General features: G+C 56.1%; 24 protein-coding genes and 1 riboswitch. All 24 genes read left to right on the top strand.

Annotated elements, in window-relative coordinates; genetic code table 11:
• Positions 1–7: 7 nt before the first annotated feature.
• The 24 genes from lysA to DFP98_RS34950 all read left to right on the top strand — a co-directional run bounded on the left by lysA (position 8) and on the right by DFP98_RS34950 (position 25,611).
• A complete protein-coding gene (lysA, locus tag DFP98_RS34835) occupies positions 8–1,339 on the top strand; it encodes a diaminopimelate decarboxylase (protein ID WP_116065247.1) in 1,332 nt (443 codons plus the stop codon).
• 120 nt (positions 1,340–1,459) lie between these two features.
• Positions 1,460–1,885, top strand: coding sequence for a peptidylprolyl isomerase (locus tag DFP98_RS34840; protein ID WP_116065248.1), 426 nt, complete (start codon positions 1,460–1,462; stop codon positions 1,883–1,885).
• Positions 1,886–1,950: 65 nt separating this feature from the next.
• Positions 1,951–2,149: riboswitch (FMN riboswitch) on the top strand.
• Positions 2,150–2,427: 278 nt separating this feature from the next.
• On the top strand, positions 2,428–3,603 hold the full coding sequence (gene ribD / locus DFP98_RS34845) for a bifunctional diaminohydroxyphosphoribosylaminopyrimidine deaminase/5-amino-6-(5-phosphoribosylamino)uracil reductase RibD (protein ID WP_116065249.1): 1,176 nt from the start codon (positions 2,428–2,430) through the stop codon (positions 3,601–3,603).
• Complete coding sequence (locus DFP98_RS34850; RefSeq protein ID WP_116065250.1) at positions 3,584–4,252, top strand: riboflavin synthase; 669 nt, start codon at positions 3,584–3,586, stop codon at positions 4,250–4,252. Before ribD ends, DFP98_RS34850 begins: the two co-directional genes overlap by 20 nt.
• Before the next feature lie 14 nt (positions 4,253–4,266).
• Complete coding sequence (locus DFP98_RS34855; RefSeq protein WP_116065251.1) at positions 4,267–5,496, top strand: bifunctional 3,4-dihydroxy-2-butanone-4-phosphate synthase/GTP cyclohydrolase II; 1,230 nt, start codon at positions 4,267–4,269, stop codon at positions 5,494–5,496.
• Between the two features lie 15 nt (positions 5,497–5,511).
• On the top strand, positions 5,512–5,982 hold the full coding sequence (ribH, locus tag DFP98_RS34860) for a 6,7-dimethyl-8-ribityllumazine synthase (RefSeq protein WP_116065252.1): 471 nt from the start codon (positions 5,512–5,514) through the stop codon (positions 5,980–5,982).
• A gap of 62 nt (positions 5,983–6,044) precedes the next feature.
• Positions 6,045–6,830 (top strand): segregation and condensation protein A, encoded by a 786-nt coding sequence (locus DFP98_RS34865; RefSeq protein ID WP_371822893.1) that lies wholly within the window; start codon positions 6,045–6,047, stop codon positions 6,828–6,830.
• On the top strand, positions 6,799–7,410 hold the full coding sequence (gene scpB, locus DFP98_RS34870) for an SMC-Scp complex subunit ScpB (protein WP_116065254.1): 612 nt from the start codon (positions 6,799–6,801) through the stop codon (positions 7,408–7,410). The genes DFP98_RS34865 and scpB overlap by 32 nt, the downstream gene beginning before the upstream one ends.
• 46 nt (positions 7,411–7,456) lie before the next feature.
• Complete coding sequence (locus tag DFP98_RS34875; protein ID WP_181918134.1) at positions 7,457–8,149, top strand: DUF2953 domain-containing protein; 693 nt, start codon at positions 7,457–7,459, stop codon at positions 8,147–8,149.
• 98 nt (positions 8,150–8,247) lie between these two features.
• The gene (ytfJ, locus tag DFP98_RS34880) at positions 8,248–8,742 is read left to right on the top strand and encodes a GerW family sporulation protein (protein ID WP_116065256.1); all 495 of its coding nucleotides are present in this window, start codon (positions 8,248–8,250) and stop codon (positions 8,740–8,742) included.
• Positions 8,743–8,918: 176 nt separating this feature from the next.
• On the top strand, positions 8,919–10,139 hold the full coding sequence (locus tag DFP98_RS34885) for a D-alanyl-D-alanine carboxypeptidase family protein (protein WP_116065257.1): 1,221 nt from the start codon (positions 8,919–8,921) through the stop codon (positions 10,137–10,139).
• 3 nt (positions 10,140–10,142) lie between these two features.
• The gene (locus tag DFP98_RS34890) at positions 10,143–10,805 is read left to right on the top strand and encodes a nucleoside recognition domain-containing protein (RefSeq protein ID WP_116065258.1); all 663 of its coding nucleotides are present in this window, start codon (positions 10,143–10,145) and stop codon (positions 10,803–10,805) included.
• Between the two features lie 5 nt (positions 10,806–10,810).
• The gene (locus DFP98_RS34895; protein ID WP_116065259.1) at positions 10,811–11,350 is read left to right on the top strand and encodes a spore maturation protein; all 540 of its coding nucleotides are present in this window, start codon (positions 10,811–10,813) and stop codon (positions 11,348–11,350) included.
• 19 nt (positions 11,351–11,369) lie between these two features.
• A complete protein-coding gene (locus DFP98_RS34900; protein WP_246017036.1) occupies positions 11,370–12,113 on the top strand; it encodes a pseudouridine synthase in 744 nt (247 codons plus the stop codon).
• A 270-nt stretch (positions 12,114–12,383) separates the two neighbouring features.
• On the top strand, positions 12,384–12,917 hold the full coding sequence (locus DFP98_RS34905) for a redoxin domain-containing protein (RefSeq protein ID WP_116065261.1): 534 nt from the start codon (positions 12,384–12,386) through the stop codon (positions 12,915–12,917).
• 23 nt (positions 12,918–12,940) lie between these two features.
• The gene (gene resB / locus DFP98_RS34910) at positions 12,941–14,650 is read left to right on the top strand and encodes a cytochrome c biogenesis protein ResB (RefSeq protein ID WP_116065262.1); all 1,710 of its coding nucleotides are present in this window, start codon (positions 12,941–12,943) and stop codon (positions 14,648–14,650) included.
• A complete protein-coding gene (ccsA, locus tag DFP98_RS34915; RefSeq protein ID WP_116065263.1) occupies positions 14,647–15,906 on the top strand; it encodes a cytochrome c biogenesis protein CcsA in 1,260 nt (419 codons plus the stop codon). Before resB ends, ccsA begins: the two co-directional genes overlap by 4 nt.
• 43 nt (positions 15,907–15,949) lie before the next feature.
• The gene (locus DFP98_RS34920) at positions 15,950–16,663 is read left to right on the top strand and encodes a response regulator transcription factor (RefSeq protein WP_116065264.1); all 714 of its coding nucleotides are present in this window, start codon (positions 15,950–15,952) and stop codon (positions 16,661–16,663) included.
• Between the two features lie 3 nt (positions 16,664–16,666).
• A complete protein-coding gene (locus tag DFP98_RS34925; RefSeq protein WP_116065265.1) occupies positions 16,667–18,124 on the top strand; it encodes an ATP-binding protein in 1,458 nt (485 codons plus the stop codon).
• A gap of 89 nt (positions 18,125–18,213) precedes the next feature.
• The gene (gene lepB, locus DFP98_RS34930) at positions 18,214–18,849 is read left to right on the top strand and encodes a signal peptidase I (RefSeq protein ID WP_116065266.1); all 636 of its coding nucleotides are present in this window, start codon (positions 18,214–18,216) and stop codon (positions 18,847–18,849) included.
• Positions 18,850–19,057: 208 nt separating this feature from the next.
• Entirely contained in the window at positions 19,058–21,976 is a 2,919-nt protein-coding gene (locus DFP98_RS34935) for an ABC transporter permease (RefSeq protein WP_116065267.1), read from the top strand.
• A 105-nt stretch (positions 21,977–22,081) separates the two neighbouring features.
• The gene (locus DFP98_RS34940) at positions 22,082–23,011 is read left to right on the top strand and encodes a metallophosphoesterase family protein (RefSeq protein ID WP_116065268.1); all 930 of its coding nucleotides are present in this window, start codon (positions 22,082–22,084) and stop codon (positions 23,009–23,011) included.
• A 6-nt stretch (positions 23,012–23,017) separates the two neighbouring features.
• Entirely contained in the window at positions 23,018–23,977 is a 960-nt protein-coding gene (locus DFP98_RS34945) for a metallophosphoesterase family protein (protein ID WP_116065269.1), read from the top strand.
• 20 nt (positions 23,978–23,997) lie between these two features.
• Positions 23,998–25,611 (top strand): DUF4091 domain-containing protein, encoded by a 1,614-nt coding sequence (locus DFP98_RS34950; RefSeq protein WP_116065270.1) that lies wholly within the window; start codon positions 23,998–24,000, stop codon positions 25,609–25,611.
• Positions 25,612–25,629 lie beyond the last annotated feature (18 nt).

The following is a 25,629-nucleotide window of genomic DNA, read 5'->3' on the forward strand; positions in this document are numbered from 1 at the left end:
AAAGGATATGTTTTTGCATGGTACGAGCAAAATAAACAGCAAAGGTCATCTGGAAATCGGAGGATGCGACGTTACGGATTTGGCGAAGCAGTTCGGCACTCCGCTATATATTGTCGATGAGGCGCTGGTGCGTCAGCGCGCCCGCGAATTTATGGAAGCTTTCCGCGCGACGGGCATGCGTCATCAGGTGGCTTACGCCTCCAAGGCGTTCTGCGTCATGGCGATGTGCCGCGTGGCCGAAGAAGAAGGGATGAGCCTCGACGTCGTGTCCGACGGCGAGTTGTATACGGCGCTGCAAGCCGGTTTCCCGGCCGAGCGCATTCATTTCCACGGCAACAACAAAACGCCGGAAGAGATTTTGATGGCGCTGGAAGCGAACATCGGCTGTTTTGTCGTGGACAACTTTAACGAGCTGCACCTGCTGAATGCCTTGGCCGGAGAGCAGGGCAAGCGCGTAAATGTGCTGCTGCGCATTACGCCGGGAGTCGAGGCGCATACGCACGATTATATTTCCACCGGTCAGCAGGACTCCAAGTTCGGCTTCGACCTGGGCAACGGCACGGCATTCCAGGCAATCGAGACGGCGATTTCCTTGCCCAACCTTCAGGTGCTTGGCGTTCATTCTCATATCGGCTCGCAGATTTTCGAGGTTGAAGGTTTTCGGATGGCGGTCGAAAAAGTATCGGCCTTCGCGGTCGAGATTCGCGACAAGCTAAGCCATACGTTTACGGTGTTGAATCTCGGCGGAGGCTTCGGCATCCGCTACGTGGAAGGCGACCAGCCGCTGCCGCTCGGCACTTACGTGCAGGCGATCGCGGACGCCGTCCGCACGACTTGCGAGCAAGCGAGCTTCCCGCTTCCGGAAATCTGGATCGAGCCGGGTCGCAGCATCATCGGCGATGCAGGCACGACGCTCTACACGGTAGGAACGAGCAAAGACATTCCGGGCGTGCGCAAATATATCGCGGTGGACGGCGGCATGACCGACAATCCGCGTCCGGCGCTGTACGAGTCCAAATACGAGGCGCTTCTAGCCAACCGTGCCAACGACGCAACGGAGGAGGTCGTCTCCGTCGCGGGCAAATGCTGCGAGAGCGGCGACATGCTTATCTGGGACTTGAACCTGCCAGCCGTTCAATCCGGCGACCTGCTCGCCGTGTTCTGCACGGGAGCGTACAACTATGCGATGGCCAGCAACTACAATCGCATCCGTCGCCCTGCCGTCGTATTCGTTAAGGACGGCCAAGCGGATCTCGTCGTCGCTCGCGAAACGTACGAGAACATCGTCGGCAACGACGTCATTCCGGCCCGCTTGCAGAAGCAGGCGGTCGCGAAATAAAATTTTCTTCCGGCGTAGCCGCGTTCCGAATCGGGACGCGGCGTTTTTGCTGCGCACGTGGCACGGCTGCGTGGAAATGTTGTAAAATGAGATGAACCGAACTAGAGGAGGCAGATTGTTTTGGCTAAACAAGCGAATATTAAAATGGCGGACGGCAACGAAATCGTCCTTGAGTTGTTCGATCAGGACGCTCCGAATACGGTGGCAAACTTCGAGAAGCTGGCTAACGAGGGCTTCTATGACGGTATTCCGTTCCACCGCGTCATTCCGGGCTTCGTCGCGCAAGGCGGTTGTCCAAACGGAAATGGGACGGGCGGCCCCGGTTACACGATCAATTGCGAGCACAACCAGAACAAGCATGAGCGCGGCAGCTTGGCGATGGCTCACCGCGGACCGAATACCGGCGGCAGCCAGTTCTATATTTGCTACCGGCCTCAGCCGCATCTGGACGGCGTACATACCGTATTCGGCAAAGTAACGTCCGGTATGGAGCACGTGGATGCGTTACAAGGTCAAGAGAAGATGGAATCGGTGCGCGTAAGCTGACAATAATTCCAACCTAACTGCTTGCAAATTGGCAGGCGGAGTGATACACTGACTAACAATAGTTGCTTATCCTTCGGGGCGGGGTGCAATTCCCCACCGACGGTGATCGGCAGCGTCTCGGCCATCGATCTCATCGAAGCCGCTTGCGCCGCCGTCAGTCCGTGACCCGTCATTGCCGCTTCCGGTCCAACCGGCGACGGCTTTGCGGTGGACCTGGTGAGAATCCGGGACCGACAGTAACAGTCTGGATGGGAGAAGGAAGCACAGCGGCCATGCCGTATTCTTGAAAAGCGTCGATTCGTGGTTGGGAGAAATCAGAGAGATCTTTTACGGCTTTGATTGTTCCTTTTTTCACAAACCTGCGATGGAGACGGGTTGTTTCAGCATGCTTTCGATCTTGTTCTATTCGATCGGAACGAGCTGTTCTCTTTGCTTTTCGAAATACGACTGAAGGTCTGTTTAACGCTGTGCATTTAACGCCCCCTGGAGAATTTACACCCGGGGGCTTTTTTGTTTGATCTCGGCGGGAGAGGAGGAGACGGATGGAAATACTGAATGACGAATACTACATGCGGCTAGCCTTGAATTTGGCGGACGGAGCCTCCGGTCAAACCGGCGTCAATCCCGTAGTCGGCTGCGTTGTAGTCAAAGAGGGTCGGATCGTCGGCTTAGGCGCGCATCTGAAGCGGGGGGAGGGCCATGCGGAAGTTCATGCGCTTAATATGGCTGGAGAACAGGCCAGCGGGGCGACCGCTTATGTCACGCTTGAGCCTTGCAGTCATTATGGGCAGACCCCGCCTTGCTGCGAGCGTCTAATCAAGGAAGGCGTATCGCGCGTCGTCGTCGCTGCGGTCGATCCGAATCCGCTCGTTGCCGGACAGGGGCTTGCAAGACTTCGGGAGGCTGGCATCGAGGTGTTGGCAGGCGTCCTGGAAGCGGAAGCTGCGGTTCAGAACGAGGCGTTTAACAAGTTCATTCGCACCGGACTGCCCTTCGTCACGCTGAAGACGGCGATGAGTCTGGACGGACGCATCGCCACCCGCACCGGCCACAGCCGATGGATTACGGGAGCTGCCGCCAGGGAGGCCGTACATACGCTGCGGCATCGTCATAGCGGAATTATGGTCGGCGTTCAGACGGTTCTGGCCGACGACCCGGAGCTGACGACCCGCCTCAGCGTGCCCGCGCTTCATCCGGCTCGCATCATTGTCGATTCCAAGCTGAACACCCCGATTACGGCGAGAGTGCTGAACGAAGCCGCCCCGACAATCGTGTTGACTACGCTTCGCGCAGATGAAAGCCGTGCCGAACGTCTTAGGCAGCTTGGCGCCGAGGTGCTGCGTTGCGGCGATGGCGAACGCGTCGATCTCGTGGCGGCGATGAGGGAGCTGGGGACGCGAGGCATTAGCTCCGTGCTGCTGGAGGGCGGAGGCGTGCTCAACGGCGCTATGCTGGAGGCGGGCCTCGTCGACAAGGTTAACTTGTTTTACGCTCCGATTATCGTCGGAGGAGAAGGCGCTCCATCCGCGTTCTCCTATGTCGGCCCGAACGAGATGTCCGCGGCGCTTCGGCTTTCCGGAGTGTCGATGCAAAGCTACGGGGACGATTGGTGCGTGACCGGGTATCCGAGCAATCGGCTTGACCGGCCGGAGAACGAAGCGGGATCGCAGGAGCGCGCAGGTAAGGAGGATGTTCAAGATGTTTACGGGACTTATTGAAGAGATGGGCGTTCTGCGCTCTGTGCAGCGCAGGGGAAAAGCAATGATTATGGGCGTCTCGGCCTCCAAGGTTCTAGAGGACGTCAAGCTCGGCGACAGCATCGCAGTCAACGGGGTGTGTCTAACCGTCGTGTCGTTCGACCGAACGAGCTTTGAGGTGGATGTCATGCCCGAGACGTATCGCCATACGAACCTTAGCTCGCTGAAGCCCGGCGCTCCCTTGAATTTGGAAAGGGCGATGCAGGCGGGAGGCCGCTTCGGCGGGCATCTTGTGCAGGGCCATGTCGACGGCGTCGGAACGATCAGAGGACGAACGGCGGAAGCCAATGCCGTCGTCTTCGCAATCGAGCCCAACGAGCCGGCCATGCTGCGCCACGTCGTGCAGCAGGGTTCGGTTACGCTGGACGGCATTAGCTTAACGGTCGTCTCGACGAATCGGGACGAGGGCATTTTCACAGTATCGATCATTCCGCATACGCTGCGCGAAACGGTTCTGCAGCACAAGCACCCCGGCGATTCGCTGAATATCGAATGCGATATTCTCGGCAAGTACGTCGACCACCTGCTTGGCTGGAGAGATCAAGCGGCCAGCACGCGTAAAACTGGCGGCTTGACCGAATCGGTGCTGCGCGACAACGGGTTTATGTGAAAGGAGCGACCAACATGACAGAGCAACATTTTGACCGGATCGACGACGCGATCGAGGACTTGCGCCAGGGGAAAATCATTATCGTCGTCGACGACGAGGATAGGGAGAACGAAGGGGATTTGATCGCGCTGGCCGACAAGGCGACGCCGGAAGTGATCAACTTCATGATCAAGGAGGCGAGAGGGCTGCTTTGCGTGCCGATTACCCAGGAGCGGGCCGAAGAGCTTGACTTGCCGCCTATGGTCAATCACAATACGGATTATCACGGCACCGCGTTTACCGTATCGGTCGACCACGTGTCTACGACGACGGGAATATCCGCTCACGAGCGTTCGTTGACGGTACAGGCGATGATCGATCCGGCGGCAAGGCCAAGCGACTTCCGCAGACCGGGCCATATTTTCCCTTTGATTGCCAAAAACGGCGGCGTGCTCAGAAGAGCCGGGCATACGGAAGCGGCGATCGATCTGGCAAGAATGAGCGGGTCCGCGCCTGCGGCCGTTATCTGCGAAGTTATTAAAGAAGACGGGACGATGGCAAGGCTCCCCGATCTGCAGACGTTCGCCAAGGAGCATGGCCTCAAGCTGATCACGATCAAGGATCTGATCCATTATCGCAATGAGAAGGAGAAGCTGGTCAAACGCGAGGTCGCGGTCAGAATACCGACCGATTTCGGAACGTTCCAAGCAGTCGCCTACACGAACGAAGTCGATCGCAAGGAGCATGTCGCTTTCGTCAAAGGAGAGCTAGACGGTTCAAAACCGGTGCTTGTCCGCGTGCATTCGGAGTGCTTGACGGGCGACGTCTTCCATTCTCATCGCTGCGATTGCGGTCCTCAGTTGGAAGCGGCGCTCAGGCAGATCAACGAAGCGGGCAGCGGAGTACTACTCTATATGCGCCAGGAAGGCCGGGGCATCGGTCTGATCAACAAATTGCGCGCTTACGAGCTGCAGGAGCAGGGATTGGACACGGTGGACGCGAATATTCAATTGGGATTCGCTCCGGATCTTCGCGATTACGGCATCGGGGCGCAAATTTTGAAAGATCTCGGCATTCGCGACATTCGGCTGCTGACGAACAATCCGCGCAAGATCAAAGGGCTGGAAGGCTACGGTCTAAACGTCGTCGAGCGCGTTCCGATACAGATGCAGGAGAACGAAGACAATACGGGATATTTGCATACCAAGAAAGCCAAGCTAGGCCATCTGCTATCGTTCCAAGGCGAGCCAGACTACAACATTTGAGGGGATGAACGAACAATGTCAATCGTATATGAAGGTCACTTAGTATCCAAAGGGTTAAAATACGCAATCGTCGTCGGAAGATTCAACGAGTTTATTTCGTCCAAGCTGCTCGGAGGGGCGCTAGATGCGCTGAAGCGTCACGGAGCGGAGGATAGCGAAGTGGAGATCGCCTGGGTTCCGGGAGCTTTCGAAATTCCGCTGATCGCCCAGAAGCTTGCGGAGAGCGGCAAGTACGATGCGGTCATTACGCTGGGCGCGGTTATTCGCGGCTCCACGCCGCATTTCGACTACGTCTGCAACGAAGTGGCCAAGGGAGTCGCCGCTATCTCGCTAAAGACGGGCGTGCCGACAATCTTCGGCGTGCTGACGACGGACAGCATCGAGCAAGCGGTGGAGCGCGCGGGAACGAAGGCTGGCAACAAGGGCTGGGACGCGGCTACGACGGCCATCGAGATGGCGAATTTGACGCGGGCGATCTCGGGCTGATAAGATTTCATTTTAGAAGGTAAAAGGGACGTGCGTGAAGGCAGGAGGAAACCCGCGTGGCAATGCTGTACAAGCTGGAGACGTTCGAAGGTCCGCTCGATTTGCTGCTCCATCTGATCGACAAGGCGGAAATCGACATTCAGGACATCTCGATCAGCGACATTACCGATCAATATATGGAATATTTGGCGGCGATGCAGGAGCTCGAGCTTGACATTACCAGCGAATTTCTTGTGATGGCGGCGACACTGCTCTCCATGAAGAGCAGGCAGCTGCTGCCTAAGCCTCCGGTCACCGAGGAACCGTGGCTGACGGTCGATGAGGACGACGATCTCGACCCTCGCGAGGAACTGATTCGCAAGCTGATCGAATACCGCAAATTCAAGTCGGTGGCCGGACAGCTGCGCGAGAAGGAATGGGATCGCAGTCAGGTGTACACGCGAGAGCCAACCGACCTAACCCCCTTCGAGAAGGCGATCAAGACGAATCCGGTCGAAGGACTGCACGTGGACGATCTCGTCAAAGCGTTCCAGAAGGCGATGAGAAGACTGGCCGGACGAAACCGGGTTTCTTCGATTCGCAAGGACGAAATTTCGGTCAAGGATCGAATTCTCGACATTATCCATACGCTCAAGAGCCGTTCGACCGAAGGAAAGCTGCTGTTTTCGCAATTGCTCAGGGAAGAGGAAGATCGCGAGGAAATCGTCGTCACCTTCCTGGCAATTCTGGAATTAATGAAGCGGAAGTGGATTTCCTGCCATCAAAACGCACTGTTCGATGAAATCGTGTTGTCGTGGACGGGGAGAGAAGAGAACGATGAATTACTCGACATTGAAATCGGTACTTGAAGGCTTGCTGTTCGTATCCGGAGACGAAGGGATCAGCGCGAAGACGGCCGCCGAGGTCGTCGAGACGGACGTAGCCGTCGTGGCGGACGTGCTGAAGGATTTGCAGAAGGATTTCTCCAAAAAAAGCCGCGGAATCCGGATCGCCGAAGTGGCCGGAAGTTTCCGGCTGACGACGGCCAGCGAGCATGCGCCGTTTTTCGAGAAGCTGGCTTACTCTCCCTCGCGTTCTTCGCTGTCGCAAGCAGCGCTTGAGACGCTGGCGATCATCGCCTACAAGCAGCCGATTACACGGATCGAGATCGAAGAAATACGCGGAGTGAAGGCGGATCGGCCGATTCACCATTTGGTGAACAAGGATCTGATCGAGGAGAAGGGCAGAGCCGATGCGCTTGGCCGTCCGATTCTGTACGGCACGACTAAAGCGTTTCTCGACTATTTCGGATTGCCCGGCATCCAAAGCCTGCCTGAACCGACGTTCGCCGACGGCGACGACGAACTGGAGGAGAGAACCAAGCTCCTGTTCGACCGAATCGAAGGTCGGCAGCTTTCTCTGGAAGATTTGGATCGGGAATTGGAATGAACGAAAGCCAGAAGGCCATACTACCCCTATGAAAGGCGGGGGAGGTATGGCCTTCTGGCTTTGGATCGCCTCGGCGGCCGCTGCGGCGGCGCTGGTCGCGGCATGGTTTTCGCCAATCAAAATCCGCGTCCGATACTCGCGCAGCGGTCGATTGGATCAGTTGGTCGTTGTCGTTCAAGCGTTGTTCGGTCTTTTCCGTTATCGCATTCTGCTCCCGTCGGTTGTCATTCGCGGCTGGAACGTCGTATACCGCGAACAGAGGACCGGCGGATTGCCTGGAAGGACGCAAGGAAGCAAAGCAAAGCGGATAGTGGGCAGAAAAACGATTATGCGGTACATAAGAGCTTACCGCTCGATACTCGTTTCCACGAAGAGGTTCAAACAATGGGCGAGACAAACGCTGAAGAAAGTGGAATGTACCCGGTGGAGACTCGATTTTCGCGTAGGCACGGGGGATGCGGCATCGACTGCGACTTTGACGGGCTTGCTGTGGGCCGTATCCGGCTGCGCTTCAGGCATCGCTAGCCGCATGCTCGCTTTCCGTACATCGCCGTATGGCGAGGTGACGCCGAACTATGCCGCACCCGAGTTTACGGTTGTATGGGAAGCGGACTTTCGCATTCGACTGGGAACGCTCCTAAGGGCATTTCTTAAACTCGGGGTAAGCACGATTCGCGTCGGCAAGGCGCTGCGGGCATGGCGGAGCTGGCTGACGCCTCCCAAGGAAGGTTTAAGCTAGTCGACACGAAGCTTGAACATCCCGCAGCAGGCAGCAAGTGGACGCATAAAGGCGTAGGGGATTCGGGCAAATTAGGTACACGAAAGGAGGAGTTGAAGATGTCACAGCATCAGCATCCGATTAACGGCTTAATGCAAACCGCAATGGAAAATATCAAGGATATGGTCGACGTCAATACGATCGTCGGAGAACCGGTGCAGACTCCCGACGGGAGCGTTATTATGCCGATTTCTAAAGTCGGCTTTGGCTTTGCGGCGGGCGGTAGCGAATTTTCGGCGATGGAGGATGGATCCGACCATTCCGGAAAATCCCGTTCTCACGAACAAGAAGGTCACCATGCCTCGGTTTCGCTTCCGTTTGGCGGCGGCAGCGGCGGCGGCGTATCGATTACCCCGATTGCCTTTCTAGTCGTCGGCTCTCAAGGGGTTAAGGTCGTGCCGCTGGACAATCAGACGCATCTGCTGGAGCGACTGATCGACGCCGCCCCGGAATGGGTCGACAAGTTAAAGCACGCCTTTATGCGTAATCCGAATTCTACGGAGACCATTCGAACGGTCGAAACGAAAACGTCGAACGATTCCTCGTTAATGTAAGATCCGAAATACCGACGAAGCGCCGACTCCTGAATAACGTCAGGAGGCTGGCGCTTTTTTGAGCCCGGAAGGAATCTATCCTCATACTTTAGGACATGCATACATAAAATGGAGTCAGAAGTGCCGTGCGCGTTCGATGCGTCCGGCAATCAAGTTCAAATTCGAGGAGGATCGGCATGCTGCTGTTTTTGGCCCGTCGTTTCAATATTTATCGTTTGTACGTGCTTAGCATCTGTCTGACAATTGCCGCAGCATTGTCCGCCTCGTCGGCAGCCGGAGCCGCCGCTCGCCCGTCAGAGAAGCCTCCCGCGAATCAAGCCAAAGCCGCCGCGCTTGCCGATGTCGCATCCGGGCGGATTTTGTACAGTCAACATGGGGACGAGCCGATGAAGATCGCCAGCTTGACGAAAATTATGACGGCAATTGTGGCGATTGAACACGGCAATTTGGAGGATAAGGTAAAGGTGAGCAAACGGGCGGCCGGCAAGGAAGGTTCCTCGCTCTACTTGAAAGCCGGAGAGACGATCACGCTGCGCAACGCGCTGTACGGCCTGATGCTGCGCTCCGGCAACGATGCCGCAATCGCGATCGCCGAGCATGTCGGCGGTTCCGTCGAGGGCTTCGCTTTTCTGATGAACAAGAAAGCCGAGGAGCTCGGCCTGGAGAACAGCCATTTTATGAATCCGCACGGACTGGACGAGCCAGGCCACCATTCCTCTGCCAATGATCTGGCCAAGCTTGCCGTGTATGCGCTGCGCAACCCCGAATTCAAGAAGATCGTCGGAACGCAGGTACGATCGGCGCCGAATCCGAACGATTCCTGGGATTACAAATGGGTGAACAAAAATAAAATGCTGCAAATGTACGAAGGGGCGGACGGCGTCAAGACCGGCTACACGAAGCAGGCGCTGCGAACGCTCGTCAGCTCCGCGACCCGGGGCGACCAGCAGCTGGTGGCGGTTACGCTCAACGACCGGGACGACTGGAAGGATCATGCCAGTCTGCTGGATTACGGCTTTGCCCGATTTCCGCTCGTTCGCGTTGTCGGCGCGGGGGAACCGTTGAAGGAATATCCTTTCGAGACGGCAGAAGGCTTTGCCTATCCGTTCGCGCAAGAGGAGCGCGAACGTCTGGAAATCCGACTCGTTCCGCTTAATCCGGAATCCGTGCAGTATCGTCTAGGCTACCGCGGCCAGCTTAAGTTCATGCTGGACGGCCGCCAGGTCGGCGGAGTGCCGTTAGTGGCCGACGCAGAGCGAGAAGCTTCTCCGCCGAAGTCCGGTCAAGCGCAGCCTCAGGCCGATCGCCCGTCCGTGGCCGCAACTGCCTCGCAGCGCACGTTCGGAACAGCGTTTCAAACGGTTCTGAAAGCTTTGTTACTGCAAGGAGGGGAATGAGCAGTGGTAAACTGGATATGGATGGGAATGATCGTGTTCAGCGTTATATACGGCGCCGCGAACGGGAAGATGGAGAAGGTCGCGGAAGCGGCGTTCGGCGGAGCGCAAACTGGCGTAACCGTATGTCTCGGGTTGATCAGCATACTTGTGTTTTGGATGGGGCTAATGCGAATCGCCGAGGAAGCGGGCCTTGTCCGTAAGCTGGCGCAGTTGATGGCTCCAATCGTCCGCAGGCTGTTCCCCGACGTTCCCGGGGATCACCCGGCAATGGGCTACATTTTATCCAATATGAGCGCCAACCTGCTCGGTCTGGGCAATGCGGCCACTCCGATGGGCATCAAGGCCATGCAGGAGCTTCAGAAGCTCAATCCCGAGCCGACCGTCGCCACCCCGGCGATGTGCACGCTGTTGGCGCTTAATACGGCCAGCATTACGCTCGTGCCGACGACGATTATCGCCATCCGGATGAATTTTGCGGCCGTTCATCCCGCGGACATTGTTGCGCCGACTCTGTTGGCTACATTGATCTCGACCGGGGCAGCTATTTTGGCGGACAGATGGTATCGCCGCCGCAGCAAGCTTCCGCCTGCCTATAAAACGAACTGGGGCAACGGCGCGGGCGGCGCCTCTGTCAATCCGCCTTCCGCGTCCGCCGGAGGGGGCTGAGCGCATTGATCTCGATCATTCAGATCGTCTCGACCTGGACGATTCCCGTACTTATCGCTTTTATTCCTCTTTATGCATCGCTTCGCAAAGTGCCGGTTTACGAGACGTTTGTGGATGGGGCGAAGGATGGCTTTGGAACGGCGATCGGCATCATCCCTCATCTTGTAGGAATGATGACGGCGATCGGTATGTTTCGGGCCTCCGGCGCGTTGGACGCTCTAATCGGCGTCATTCGCCCGGCGCTTGAGCTGATAGGCATTCCAAGCGACGTATTGCCGCTTGCCTTGCTGCGGCCGATTACGGGAGCGGGGTCGCTCGCCTTCGTCACCGATCTGATCAAGGAGCAGGGACCGGACTCCTTCGCGGCGCGTGTAGCGTCTACGATCCAAGGCAGTACCGACACGACCTTGTACGTCTTGACTGTCTACTTTGGGGCAATTGGCATTCGCAATGCTCGCTATGCGCTCAAGGTTGGGTTGTTCTCCGACCTTGTCGGATTTTTCGCCGCGGTATTCGCTTGCTGGTTGTTGTTCGGCTTGGTATGATGGGTTAGAGGTGAAAGTCGTGGAGGAAAGATTACAGAAGGTTCTTGCGAACGCAGGCGTCGCTTCTCGGCGCAAATGCGAGGAACTGATAACGGCCGGCAAGGTGACGGTCAACGGAAAAGTCGTGACCGAGCTCGGTGCCAAGGCCGATCCGGCCGTAGATACGATTACGGTGTCCGGCAAGGCGATCAAGAAGGAAGCTAAAATTTATTTGATGTTCAATAAGCCCAAAGGAGTGATCACAAGCGTCTCCGATCCCAAGGGCCGGAGCGTTGTGACCGATTACTTGAAGGAAGTTAAGGAGAGGCTGTATCCGGTAGGCCGGCTCGATTACGATTCGGAAGGGCTGCTGCTGCTGACGAACGACGGAGATCTGGCCCACAAGCTGACGCATCCAAGCCATCGCGTGCCGAAGACGTATCATGCGACGGTTGAGAGAGTGCCGCACGGAAACGCTTTGGAGAAGCTCGCGAAGGGCATCAAGCTGGACGACGGCATGACCGCTCCGGCGGAGGTCGAATATCAAGACATCGATCCTGAGGGCAAATACGCCACCATAGCTATAACGATCTACGAAGGTCGCAACCGGCAGGTGCGCCGGATGTTCGAAGCGATCCGCCATCCGGTGACGCGGCTGAAACGCATCTCCTTCGGCGGGCTGTATCTGGACAACCTCCAGCGAGGCAAGCACCGCAAACTTACCGCGGAAGAGCTGGGGAAGCTTCGCGAGATCGCGGATTCGGTTCAACTTGAAGAAAAATAGGATAAACCGTCGAGGGGCTTAGGCTTTTTGGCGGTTTTTTCTTTTTGGAAGGTCTCTTTAGCCCCTTTTGAAAGCCATTTTCACTCTACATTCTCCCCGCGAAACTCCATGTCGCCTCTCGAATTTCCCCCGGCCCAATTGTGCTAATTTAGACAAACAAAATAATGAAATGCCCGTAAAATCAACGTATACTTGATGTGGTTGATTGAAGCTAGACAAACTATCCGGTAAAATGGAACTAACCGAAACGCAGGTGGTGTTGACACGATTATGGGACGTTATCGGAAGCCGATTCAATATGCGATTTTAGCCGTCGTGATCCTGATCGGAGGATTCGCGATCGGCAATTCGTTGTTTTCGAAAAGCGTGGTCCTTGCGAAAGGCGACAAGCCGCCAACCTTTCGTCTGGCCGACCTGAACAGCCAGGTGCACGACATGACAGATTACGAGGGGCAGCCTCTCATAATCAATTTTTGGGGAACCTTCTGTCCGCCGTGTCGCAATGAAATGCCCGCTTTGCAGCACCAGTACGACAAGTGGAAGGATCGGGGACTGAAGCTGATCGGCATCAATCTGAGCGAAGACAGGCTGACGGTCCAAAGCTTCATTCGTCAGATCGGCGTCGATTTTCCGATTTTGTTGGATAAGGACAAGCAGACGGAAAGGAAGTACGGACTCAAGCAGTATCCGACAACGTTTTTCATCGCTCCCTCCGGAGAAATCCAGGAGGTCGTGATCGGCGGCGTGCTGACGGAGGAAGAGATCGAGCAAAGGATAGAACGACTCATTCAGTCGAAGTCGTGACGCCAGTCAGGGAGGATTAACCGTTGTTTCAGAACACGAAGTGCGAATGCGGCCATCAAAATCCTGTCGGAACGGTGTTGTGCGAGTCCTGCGGCAAACCGCTCGACGAAGCGCTGCTGAAGGATGAGAAAGCGCTGCTGGAAATGAGGTACGACGGCGTGGCCCGGAGATCGCAGAAAGCGAATCCGCATTTCGTCGATCGGATATGGAATTTCTTTTCATCGGTTAAAATTGCCGTTTATTTAATCGTAATTACGCTGATCGGCGCGTCGCTGGGAACGATTCTGCAGCAGGAGAGCACGCTCATCAACTTGACCGAGCGCTCCGAATTTGCCGCTTATTACAAGGAGCAGCACGGTACGTTCGGCGTGATCTATCATGCGCTGGGACTGTCGCGGACGTATGAATCCTGGTGGTTTATCGGGCTGCTCGTCATGATCGGCACCTCGCTAGTCGTCTGCAGCCTCGATCGTGTGCTGCCGCTGTACCGTGCGCTGTCCAAGCAGCAGATTCGCAAGCATATGCAGTTCATCAACCGTCAGCATGTCGTCTACTCCGGAGAGTTAACGGAGGACAAGCAGGCGTGGCTCGATCGGTTCGCGAAGGAACTGAAACGCAAGCACTATCTCGTATTGCAAGAGGACGGAGCGCTGTTGGGGGAGAAAAACCGGTTCAGCCGATGGGGACCGTACATTAACCATATCGGCCTTATCGTTTTTTTGCTGGCGGTGCTCGGCCGGAGCATTCCCGCGTGGCATATGGATCAATACTTGACCCTCTACGAGGGGGAGACGCGGCAAATTCCGGGAACCAACTACTATATTAAAAACGACAAGTTCACGCTTGACTATTATTCGGAGGAAGAGCTGGCGAATAACCAGAAGGGCACGAAAGTTGTCAAGCTGTACGAGACGAAGGCACGCCTGTACGAATGCACAGACGCCTGCAACGATCTGACGCAGGAACCTGTTCTGAAAGAGGTTAAGCAGCACGACATTCGCGTGAACAGCGCCCTTACCTATGATGGGCTCAAAATTTATCAGAACAGCTATATGGAAAAGGTTCGCTTCATCTCGGTGCATCCGACACTGAAGGACGTCGCAGGAGGAAGCGATATCGGCAGCTTCGATCTGAGAATGGATCAGCCGGAGGCGGAATATAAGCTTGGGGATTATACGCTTAAGCTCATCGATTATTATCCCGACTTCGGATTGGACGAGCAGACGAGGCCGATGACCAAATCGCGCGATCCGAACAATCCGGCGTTTGTGTTCCGGATCACGGGTCCCGACGTTCAGGACAAAGGCGAATTGCATATTTACTTCGCTATGCCAAGCGAGAAGAGCAAGTATTACGAGAGCATTCTGAACGAGAGCTTTAAGCAGCGAGGAGACAGTTCGGGGCGCTTCTCCATTCAAGTGGAGAACCCGATTGTCGACGGGAAGATGAACAATATTGAATATTCCGCTTTCACCACCTACCTGAACATTCGCATGGACAGAGCGATGCCTTACGTGTGGGTCGGCGCGGCCATCTCCATGATTGGTCTGATTATGGGCTTTTATTGGCAGCACAGGCGGATATGGGTCCGGATCGACGGCGATTCGCTGTCGCTCGGGGGACATACGAACAAGAATACTTACGGCTTAAGAGCCGACGTGGCGGGAGCGCTGGGCAAAACCGGCATCGCCGTGGATCCCAAAACGCTCGATAACAGGAGGAATGTACGTTGAGTTGGTTGGATTTTAGCAGTGACGCATTTATCGCAGCCTTTTTTCTGTATTGCGCGTCCTTTATCAGCTATGCGATCGCGATCGGCGGCAAGAAGTGGAGCAACCGCAAGCCGGCCGAGCATGCCGCTCGCTGGGGCAAAATCGCCTTCGTGCTTGCCGCGGTCGGCTGGCTGGCCCACCTGACGTTTTTCTTTACTCGTTGGTACGGCGGCGGCCATATTCCGACGAGCAATATGTATGAATTTATGACGTTCCTCGGCATGGCGATCATGTTTGCGTTTATCGTCATCTATGCGATTTACCGCAACATGATGCTTGGCGCGTTTACGCTGCCTCTGGTTATCATCATCATAGCGTACGCATCGGTATTTCCGTCCGAGGTTCAACCGCTTATTCCGCCGCTGCAAAGCATATGGCTAAAAATTCACGTGACGATGGCTGCAACGGGCGAGGCGTTCTTCGCGATCGGATTCGCTGCAGCGCTCGTGCAGTTGATCCGCGTCGTCGATTTTACTCGTACGGATAAGGCGGGACGTCGCGCTCAATTTTGGACGGAGTTTTCCCTGTACGTGATCATTGTGCTCGTCGGCTTCATTGTAGCGGTATTCGCTTTCCGCGGCGCAGGGTACGAAGCGTCCTTTAAGCAAGAGACGGTCACGATCGACGATGCCGGCAATGCGCTCACAAACACAGGCGAAGTGAAGTACACCTTGCCTCCGATAGTTGCGCCGTATAACAGCGAGACAGTCTCTTTCCAATCTTTCATTGGTCTTGAGAAGCCGCTGTTCGAAGCGCCGTCCTGGATGAACGGAGTCAACGCGGGTCGCAAGCTGAACACGGTTATCTGGTCCGTCATTGCCGGTTCGCTGCTCTATGGTTTACTGCGGCTCATTACGCGCAAGAAGCTGACGGCGGCGATCAACCCGCACCTTTCGGACATCGATCCCGACGATCTGGAGGAAATCAGCTATCGCGCCATCGCGATCGGATTCCCGGTGTTTACGCTTGGGGCGCTAATCTTCGCCATGATCTGGGCGGAAATCGCCTGGTCGAGGTTCTGGGGATGGGATCCGAAGGAAGTGTGGGCGCTTATTACGTGGCTGTTCTATAGTGCTTATTTACATCTTCGCCTGTCGAGAGGCTGGCAGGGAACGAGGTCGGCTTGGCTTGCCGTCATCGGTTTCCTCGTCGTGATGTTTACGCTGGTCGGCGTGAACCTCGTCATTGCTGGATTGCATTCGTATGCCGGGGTATAATGGGGCACATAGGGTATAAGAGTCGAGAGGAGCGTTTGGACGCATGAATACGGGAAGTCGGATTTTGGTCGTGGACGATGAGGAACGCATTCGCCGATTGCTGAAGATGTATCTGGAAAAAGAGGGCTACGAGATCGAAGAGGCGGAGGACGGAGAGACGGCTCTCCGCAAAGCGCAGGATGAGGACTTCGATTTGATCGTGCTCGACCTGATGCTTCCGGGAATCGACGGGATCGAAGTGTGCTCCCGTCTGCGTCAGCAGAAGGCCACTCCTGTGCTCATGCTGACGGCCAAAGGCGAGGAGGTCAACCGCGTACAAGGGTTTGAGGTCGGCGCCGACGACTATGTCGTCAAACCGTTCAGTCCGCGGGAAGTTATCTTCCGCATTAAAGCGATTTTGCGGCGGTCTTCGGCCACGGCGTTCCTGTCGAAGGAATTGAATACGAGCAATAACATCGTCTTCCCTCATCTGGTCATTGAGCATGACGCGCATCGCGTAACGGCGAGCGGCCAGGAAGTGAATTTGACGCCGAAGGAATACGAATTGCTGCATTATCTGGCCAGCACGCCCGACAAGGTGTTTTCCCGCGAAGAGCTGTTGAAGGACGTCTGGAACTACGACTTCTTCGGAGATTTGCGGACGGTGGACACGCACGTCAAACGGCTGCGCGAGAAGCTCAATCGCGTCTCGGCGGAAGCGGCGGCGATGATTACGACCGTATGGGGCGTGGGCTACAAGCTGGAGGCGACGAAATAACGCATGGCCATTCTGCGAACCGTCGTCGGCAAAATGTGGCTGACGATCATGGGCTTGGTCGGCGTTGTCATTATCACCATCGGTTTCTTTTTGCTCGAATATATCGATATCAAATTTGCTAACCCGGTCATGATCAAGCATCTGTTCATCTACTCCGGAATCGTCGGCTTTCTGTTAACGACTTTCTTCGCCTTTTTCCTGTTGACCAAAATTACAAACCCGCTTCGCGAAATGAAGGACGCGGCCAACCGAGTCGCGCAGGGTGACTATACGACGAGGGTAGCGATTCGATCTACTGACGAGATCGGGGAACTGGCGAATACGTTTAACCAGATGGCTTCGGAGCTGCAGACGCTGATTCGGGACATTCAACATGAGCGCGATCATCTGAGCAGCGTGCTTCGCAGCATGACGGATTCGGTCATCTCGTTCGATTCCGAGGGCGAGGTTATTCTAACGAATCCGCAAGGCCAGCAGCTGCTCAAGGATTGGCAGACGGTCGACTGGGCGGAACAGGACGAAGAGTCTCAGCAGCAGGATGAGCGCGTTCCCGGTCCGCTTCGGGAAACGTTCCGCAACGTCATTGCGGAGGGCAAAGAGCTGACCGTCAAGGTTCATGTCAAAAGCGGGGTTTGGTCGGTCGTCATGACTCCGCTCGTCTCGGCCGATTCCGTTCGCGGAGCGGTTGCGGTGCTGCGGGACGTGACCGAGGAATTCCGCGTCGATAAGATGAGGAAGGATTTCGTCGCCAACGTTTCGCACGAAATCCGTACCCCGCTGTCGATGGTGCAGGGCTACAGCGAGGCGCTCGTGGACGATATCGCGTCAACTCCGGAGGAACGCAGGGAGCTCGCGCAGGTCATTCACGACGAGTCGCTGCGAATGGGACGGCTGGTGAGAGATCTGCTCGACTTGGCCAGAATGGAAGCCGGCTACTTGGAAATGAATTTTCAACCGGTCGACGTAAATGCGCTCGTATCCCGGGTCTATCGAAAGTTCGCCGCGCTTGCGAAGGAGAGGCAGATCAGGCTGACGAAATCGGCGGACGACCCGGAGTTGACGCTTGAGGAAGGCGATGCGGATCGTCTGGAGCAGGTGCTGACGAATCTGATGGACAATGCGCTGCGCCATACCCCAGCGGGAGCGGCGATCGCCCTGGAGGCCAGCCGAGTCTCTGCCGTGCAAGGCAAATGGCTGGAGCTTAAAGTGATCGATCAAGGTCAAGGCATCCCGTACGAGGACTTGCCTTACGTGTTCGAGCGATTCTACAAAGCGGACAAGGCACGCAAGCGCGAGACGACCGGCGGCGGCACGGGACTTGGACTGGCCATCGTCAAAAATCTGGTCGTTGCACACGGGGGGACGATTAGCGTATCGAGCGAACCGGGTGCGGGAACGACTTTTACAATTATGCTTCCTATGATGACAACCCGTAGAGCAGGCGGGGGAAGTTCGCAATAATGAAGAGAAGTTAGCAAGGAAAGATAAGCGATTCGCAACTTGGTTTTCCGCCGAGGCTTGCGGGTCGCTTTATTTATTGGAGGTGTGCTATGTGGAGATTATTAGCGATTGTTGCCGCCGTATTTTTAATAGCAGGCTGTCAGAATAAAGCTATTCAAGACCCGTACACCTTGCCTAAGCTCCAACAAGTGGAGCCGGCAGAACATCAGGTAATCGTTCGACTATTGAACGATGCTATGCTAGGGAAGGAAGTGTACTCTCTCAAAGATTTGGTAGTAGACCCCGAATCGTATAAGAACGGCAATATTCAACGCGGCGATGTCGTTTATTTCTTCTATCCGGCTGAAGTTTTATCGAAGTACCCCGAGATTGAACTGCAGCAGGAGTTGCGAGTAGTAGCCCTAAGCGGCGAAACGATCAGCATGAAATGGGGACAAGTTTTTATCAACGGCGACAAGCTCGACGCTTTCTATGGCAAGGATATGAATAATGATGTGAAAGCGTTGAAGAAAAAGCTTAAGGAACCCGATTTGTTTGATTTTGAAAAGGAAAACTTCAATAATTTGATTCGAACGGTTGAAAGCGAAAATTTGGAGGAGCAGGTTGTTCCCGAAGGCATGTTGTTTTTGCTTGGGGACAATCGAATGCGCGCCTTAGACAGCTACTTTTTCGGACCGATCGCTGAGGAGAATATTATAGGTAAGGTAATCGGTTATACGAAGTGATCGTTTTTTTGATTATGCCAAGCCAGGGCAGTCCCGGAGCAGGTAAGGGGGCAGTCCTGGTTTTTTCAATCTATGGTTTGAGTATGGACGCGATTTCACAATAATACGCTATATGGACGACCGGAGCGCAGCGCTACAATAAATAGAATCCATACGGGAGCGGACCTGTCCGAATGCTCAGACGACCGGAATCAGAGGAGGGCGAGGCATGGCGCTGATCGTGATGCTGGCGCGCCGGATCATCCAGAACAAGTGGCTCGTTGCCAGTCTGTTCGCCGGCATTCTCCTGTCCGTAGCGCTAGTCAGCAGCATGCCGATATACGCGGAGGCGAATCTGTCGCGTATGCTGCTCAAAGATTTAGAGAGATTGCAGCAGGATACGAACGAGTACCCCGGCGCGTATTACGCCAGCATTGAGCTCTCTTCGGAGACGCCGGAGCAGGCGCGAATCAAGATCAACTGGTTTGATCGATTCATTCGCACGGAAGCGGCGCCGGACTTTCAATTGCCCATTCAGGAGCTGGTCGCGGAGCTTGCCACGCAATCGATGAAGATGAAACGGGTGAACGATCCGAATCCGCTGACGGATCAAAATATGCAATGGGTGGCGCTCCGGGCGTTCTCCGGTTTGGAAGCGCATATCGAGCTGATTGACGGGCGGATGCCGGCTGCCGAGCCGAAAGAGGGCGTATACGAGACGCTGGTGACGGAAAGAGGGCTTGCTCACTATAAGACGGTACTGGGTACGGTGTTCGTAATCGACGACGATAGATTGGCCGAGCCGATTAAGCTGAGGCCTGTCGGCGTATTTCGGAAAAAGGCGGATGAGGACCCTTATTTTCGCGCAAACGCATTAAACGATATGAACGGTGCGTTTATTGTGCCGTTTGAGCTGGCGCAGCGGCAGATTGTCAACGAGCAGCGTGTGCCTGTAAGGGCTGCGGGCTGGTACATCGCGCTCGACTACTCGCGGATCGAATTGAGGAAGGTACAGCCTTTTCTGGACACGCATGAGCAAATTCGCCGAACGCTGCTCAAATATATGCCGCTCTTCCAGATAGGAGTCGAAGCGCGGGCGCACGATACGATCGAAGCCTATCCGGAACGCGCCGAGCAGCTGCGCAAGCTGATGTGGGCGCTGAACGCTCCGATTTTGACGCTGCTGATTTTCTATATGTTTATGGTCGCAAATCTGATTGTCGGTCGGCAAAAAAATGAAATTGCCGTACTGCGCAGCCGAGGGGCGGCGAGATGGCAGATTGTCGCATTTTATTTAGCCGAAGGTGTGCTGCTGTGCGTCGCAGCCGCAGCCATGGGACCGATTCTCGGAGCCGGAATGACGGAGCTGCTGGGCGCATCCAACGGGTTTCTGGAATTTGTGCAGAGAGCGCGCCTGCCGATTCGTCTAACGGAGGAAGCCTATCGCTATGCGGCGGTCGCCGCCTGCGCTTGCCTGGTTACATTGATGGTTCCGGCGATCGCGGCCACAAGAGTGACAATCGTCGGTCACAAGCAGCAGATAGCCAGGCGCGTTCAAACGTCGTTATGGCACAAAACGTTTGTCGATTTTCTTGCGCTCGGAGCCGCCTTCTACGGCCTGTGGACGTTTCGGCGCCGCCTGCACGATCTGCAGCAGCTCGGCTTACACGAAGGGGAGCTGAACCTAGATCCGCTGCAGTTTGCCGTACCGGCGCTGTTTATGCTGGGAGCGGGTTTACTGCTGCTGCGACTGTATCCATGGCTGCTCAGGGCGATCTATTGGCTGGGCCGCAGATGGTGGCCGCCCCCAATCTATGCGGCATTGCTGCAAGTCGGTCGGTCGAGCGGCCAATATCAATTTCTGATGATCTTTCTCATTCTGACGATCGCAACCGGCATCTTCAGCGCTTCCGCGGCGCGAACGATTAATGCCAATACCGAGGAGCGGATTCGTTATGCCAACGGTGCGGATCTGGTGCTGACGGTCAACTGGGTCAACGATGCCCCTCCGCCGGGCAGGGACGTGATGCGCCCTGAAGCATCGGCGGAACTGGCGGGGCCAAGACGGATTCATTACTTGGAGCCGGCTTATGAGCCCTACCGCACTTTGCCCGGGGTGGAGCACGCCGCCAAAGTATTCACGAAGTCCGGGGCCGCTTTTGCCGTGGGCGACAAGTCGGGCAAGGCGACGCTAATCGGCATCGATACGGACGAGTTCGGCAGGACGGCCTGGTTTCGCGATTCGCTGCTGGCCTATTCCTTTAATGAGTATTTGAATTTGATCGCTGCCGACACTTCGGCGGTTCTCATCTCCGGTACACTGGCGGATATGACGGGGGCGAAAGCCGGAGACACAATCTGGATCGGCTGGCCGGAGGCGGAGAGTCAGCCGTTTCAGGTATACGGCGTGCTGGACTACTTTCCGACGTTTAATCCATTGCCACAGTTGGGCGAGGGGGATGGCGACGCCAAGCAAAACGACGATGAAATCGACAAGGAAGCGAGCAAGGAAAGCAACAAGACGCCAATGCTCATTGTCGGACATCTGTCGCGCATTCAGTCCCGGCTTGCGCTGGAACCGTACGAGATTTGGCTGAAGCTGTCCGATGGAGGAAAGACCGGTCAAGTGTACGAAGGGATTCAAGCGAGAAAGCTGTCGGTGTCCGGCATCGTCAATACGCGGGAAGAGCTCGTCAGGGCCAAAAACGATCCTTTTTTGCTCGCCCTTAACGGCGTGCTGACTATGGGCTTTGTCCTGGCGATCGGCGTCAGTTTTGCGGGATTCCTGCTCTATTGGATTTTATCTTTGAAAGGGCGTACTCAGCAAAACGGCATCATGCGCGCGCTCGGCATGTCGCTAGGCAGCCTGACGTTCATGCTGGCGGTGGAGCAGCTGTTTACTTCCGGCGCTGCGGTTTTGTTCGGTATTGCCGTAGGCAATGCCGCAAGTCTGCTGTACGTTCCGAATTTTCAGACAGCGTTTCAGCCGGGCTCCCTTGCACTCCCCTTCACTGCGCGCTTCGAGCTGATCGATCAGCTGAGAATCTGCGCGCTGACCGGCGCGATGCTGGCGACCGGGCTTGCCGTCCTGTCCGTACTGTTATCCCGCTTGCAGCTTCACCAAGCGCTGAAGCTAGGCGAAGATTAAGCAGATTTATCTAGATAGGTGATGGGCAAATGTTGGCGGTTGTTTTATAATAACATAAGGAATTCAAAGTAAAAGCAAACAAAAACAACTGGGAGGAATTTACTTATGCCGAGTTTACGTTTTAGAGAAGACGGTACTTTTACAATTGTTCAGTTCACCGATTTGCACTGGAAAAACGGGGACGAGAAAGATTTGCAGACGCGCTCGCTTATGGAATTGGTATTGAAAGAGGAAGCGCCCGATCTGATCGTGTTTACCGGGGACTTGATTTACAGCGAAAACTGCGAAGATCCGAAGCAGTCGCTGCGCGAGGTCGTTCGAACGGCGGAGGAGAGCGGAATTCCGTGGGCGGCGGTGTTCGGCAATCACGATTCCGAGGTGACTATAACCCGAAGCGAGCTGCTTGACGCATTGCTGACCAGCAAGAACGGGTTGAGCGGGCATACGCCGAATGTAAGCGGTTATGGAAATTACGCCCTGACGGTCGGGGATAACGACGGAAAAGCCGCGGCCGCCCTATACTTCCTCGACAGCGGCGACTATTCGGATCTGCCGAACGTGGACGGGTACGCCTGGATCAAGCGGGATCAGATCGAGTGGTACGAAGCGGAGTCGCAGCGATTGGAGAAGATGAACGGGGGAACGCCGCTGCCGTCGCTCGCTTTCTTCCATATTCCGCTGCGTGAATACGCCGACGTATGGGAGCGTCAGCCTTGCTTTGGCCACAAGCACGAGAATGTATGCAGCTCGCAGATCAATTCCGGCTTCTTCGAAGCGATGGTGAAGCGCGGAGATGTTGTCGGTACCTTCGTCGGACACGACCATATTAACGATTACTGGGGAGAGATGTTCGGCATCCGTCTTTGTTACGGGAGAGCCTCGGGCTACAATACATACGGCAAAGAGGGGTTCAACCACGGCGCTCGCGTAATCCGTCTGACCAAGGGAGAGCGTCAGTTCGAGTCCTGGTTGCGGCTCGACGACGGCGTCATCGACCGGCAGACGGGCGGCAATCAGGAGCGGAAAGGAGACTAAGGCTCAATGAGCAGAAAGCTCAGTTTTCGGGACGACGGAACGTTCGTTATCGTGCAATTTTCCGATGTAGAGTTTATCGCCGACGGGGATCACGATCCGGACACGCCGGACATCAACGTTGAAACGAGAAGAACGATGGAGACGGTCATTGCCGTCGAACGGCCCGACTTGATCGTATTCGCCGGCGATGTGACGGCCAGCGCAAGAGGCAACGACCCGCTTGCCTCTTTCCGGCAGGCTATTGCTCCGGCCGAGGAGCGGGGCATTCCGTGGGCGGCGGTGTTCGGCAACCACGATTCCGAAGGAGCGATCGCCCGCAGCCGAATGCACGAAGAGCAGCTGGCGCATCCACATAACGTCGCCGAAGCGGACCCGCCCGATCTGAGCGGAGCGGGAAACTTCAGCATTACGCTTGTCGATCGCAGCGGCTCCCCGGCAGCGGAGCTGTATTTTCTGGACAGCGGCGACTACAGCGCGCTTCCATCAATCGGCGGCTACGACTGGATTCGCCGGGATCAGATTCGGTGGTACACGGAGCTGTCTCGCGCCAGAGCCGAGGCCAACGGCGGAATTTCGCTGCCTTCGCTCGCCTTCTTTCACATTCCGTTTCCCGAATATCTCGAGGTATGGGAGCAGCAGATTTGCGAAGGTCACTGCTATGAAGGGGTAAGCGCACCCCGGATCAATTCCGGAATGTTCGCCGCTATGGCGGAAAGAGGCGATATTATGGGCGCCTTCGTCGGGCACGACCATGCCAACGATTACAGCGGAACGCTGCACGGGATTCGTCTTTGCTACGGCCGTTCGACCCGTTATGTAAGCTACGTTGACGGGGGGCGTCAAGACCGATTCCCGACAGGGGCGCGCGTCATTCGGCTTAAGGCCGGGGAACGCAGCTTCGAAACTTGGATTCGCCAGAACGACGGCAGCGTCGCCGAGCTGCCTGTGCATCACCCAGAACGCTAACGAGGAAAGGAAGCGATCGGATGAGATGGCAGACGTACGACGCGAACAAATGGCTATACCCCGATACGGACATTGCTCTGGACGGAACGCGAGACATCGTGCTGGAAGCGGCGCGGGGCACATCTGTCGGATGCCAGATTCTGTGGGAGGAGTTACCGTCCGATGCGGAGCTATCGTGGGAATGGGTTTCAGGCGGCGGGGAGCATTCCCTGCGATCCGAAGCCGTTGAAATGTTCCAGTTGGTAGACGCGAAGGTAAGCGAGAATACGGGTCCGGATTACTCCACCGTGCCGGTCGGAACGCCGGCAGACTATGTGACAAGGCTTGCTCCGTTCAGAGTGTACGATGCGCTTCGTCCGGTCGGCCGCGCGTTTCGCGTAGGCGGGAGCAAGACCGCGCTGTACGTCTGCTTTCGTATCGATGAAGCCTTACCCCCGCAAAACTACTTGGGAGAGCTGAGCTTCGAAATCGGCGGGCAGGGAGCAGCGGTTTCCGTTCGACTGGAAGTGTTCGCAGCCGTCGTTCCGCAGCGGGAGACGTTGGCGCTGACGAACTGGTTCTCGCTCGGCAACATCACCGACCGGCACGGACTCGAGAAGAACTCCGAGCCTTTCTGGGCGATGGTTCGTCGTTACGGCGAGGCGATGCGCAGGGCGAGGCAGACGCATTTTATCGTCGATCCGGGACTTATCGAGATTCGCAAGTCCGTCGAAGGAAGCTATACGTTCGATTTCTCTCGGGCGGAGCGGTTGATCAAGCTGTTTCTGGAGCTTGGCTTCTCCCGTATTGAAGGCGGTCATGTCGCGACTCGCAACGGCTGGGAGGACCCTCGTTTCGTGCTGGTATACGACCGCGGCGTCGAGGCGACAAGCCCCGAAGGCTATGCGTTCCTTGCGCAATATTTGAACGCATGGCGGCAATTTCTCGCGGACAAGGGCTGGCTCGACATCATCGTGCAGCATCTGGCCGACGAGCCGATCGAACAGTCCGCGACGGATTACCGGGTGCTGTCCGGCATCGTCAGGAAGCATATGCCGGGCGTTCCGCTCGTGGATGCGGTCATCGATCCCGGGCTGGACGGCGCGCTGGATATTTGGGTGCCGACCAATCGGGATTTCGAGCGTCATTTGGCCGATTACGAGCGAATTCGCTCCGATGGCGATACATTGTGGTTTTATACGTGCTGGAATCCGGGCGGCCATTATATGAATCGCTTCCTGGACGTGCCGCTGCTCAAGACGAGGCTGCTGCATTGGGGCAACTATTTGTACGGGCTGGACGGCTACCTCCACTGGGGCTTTAACTACTACTTCAAGGACCAGGACCCGTTCGAGACGAACAACCCGATGCTGGCACCGGGCGTGCATAGCAAAAGAGTGCCCGCGGGCGATACGCATATCGTCTATCCCGGCGAGGACGGGCCATGGCCGAGCATGAGGCTGGAAGCGATGAGAACGGGAGCGGAGGATTACGAGCTGCTGCGGATCGTTGATCGAGCGGATTCGGCTCTAGCCGAGGAAATCGTGCGCGGCTGCATGACGAGCTTTACCGAAGCGAATACCGACCCGGCTCATTTCCGCCGCATTCGGCGCAGGCTGCTCGAAGCGGCTTCCGCCGTTCAAACCGGAAGCTGAAGCGAAGCAAGCGCTAGG

It is taken from the genome of Cohnella phaseoli (genome assembly GCF_003386235.1).
Taxonomy (GTDB): Bacteria; Bacillota; Bacilli; order Paenibacillales; family Paenibacillaceae; genus Cohnella; species Cohnella phaseoli.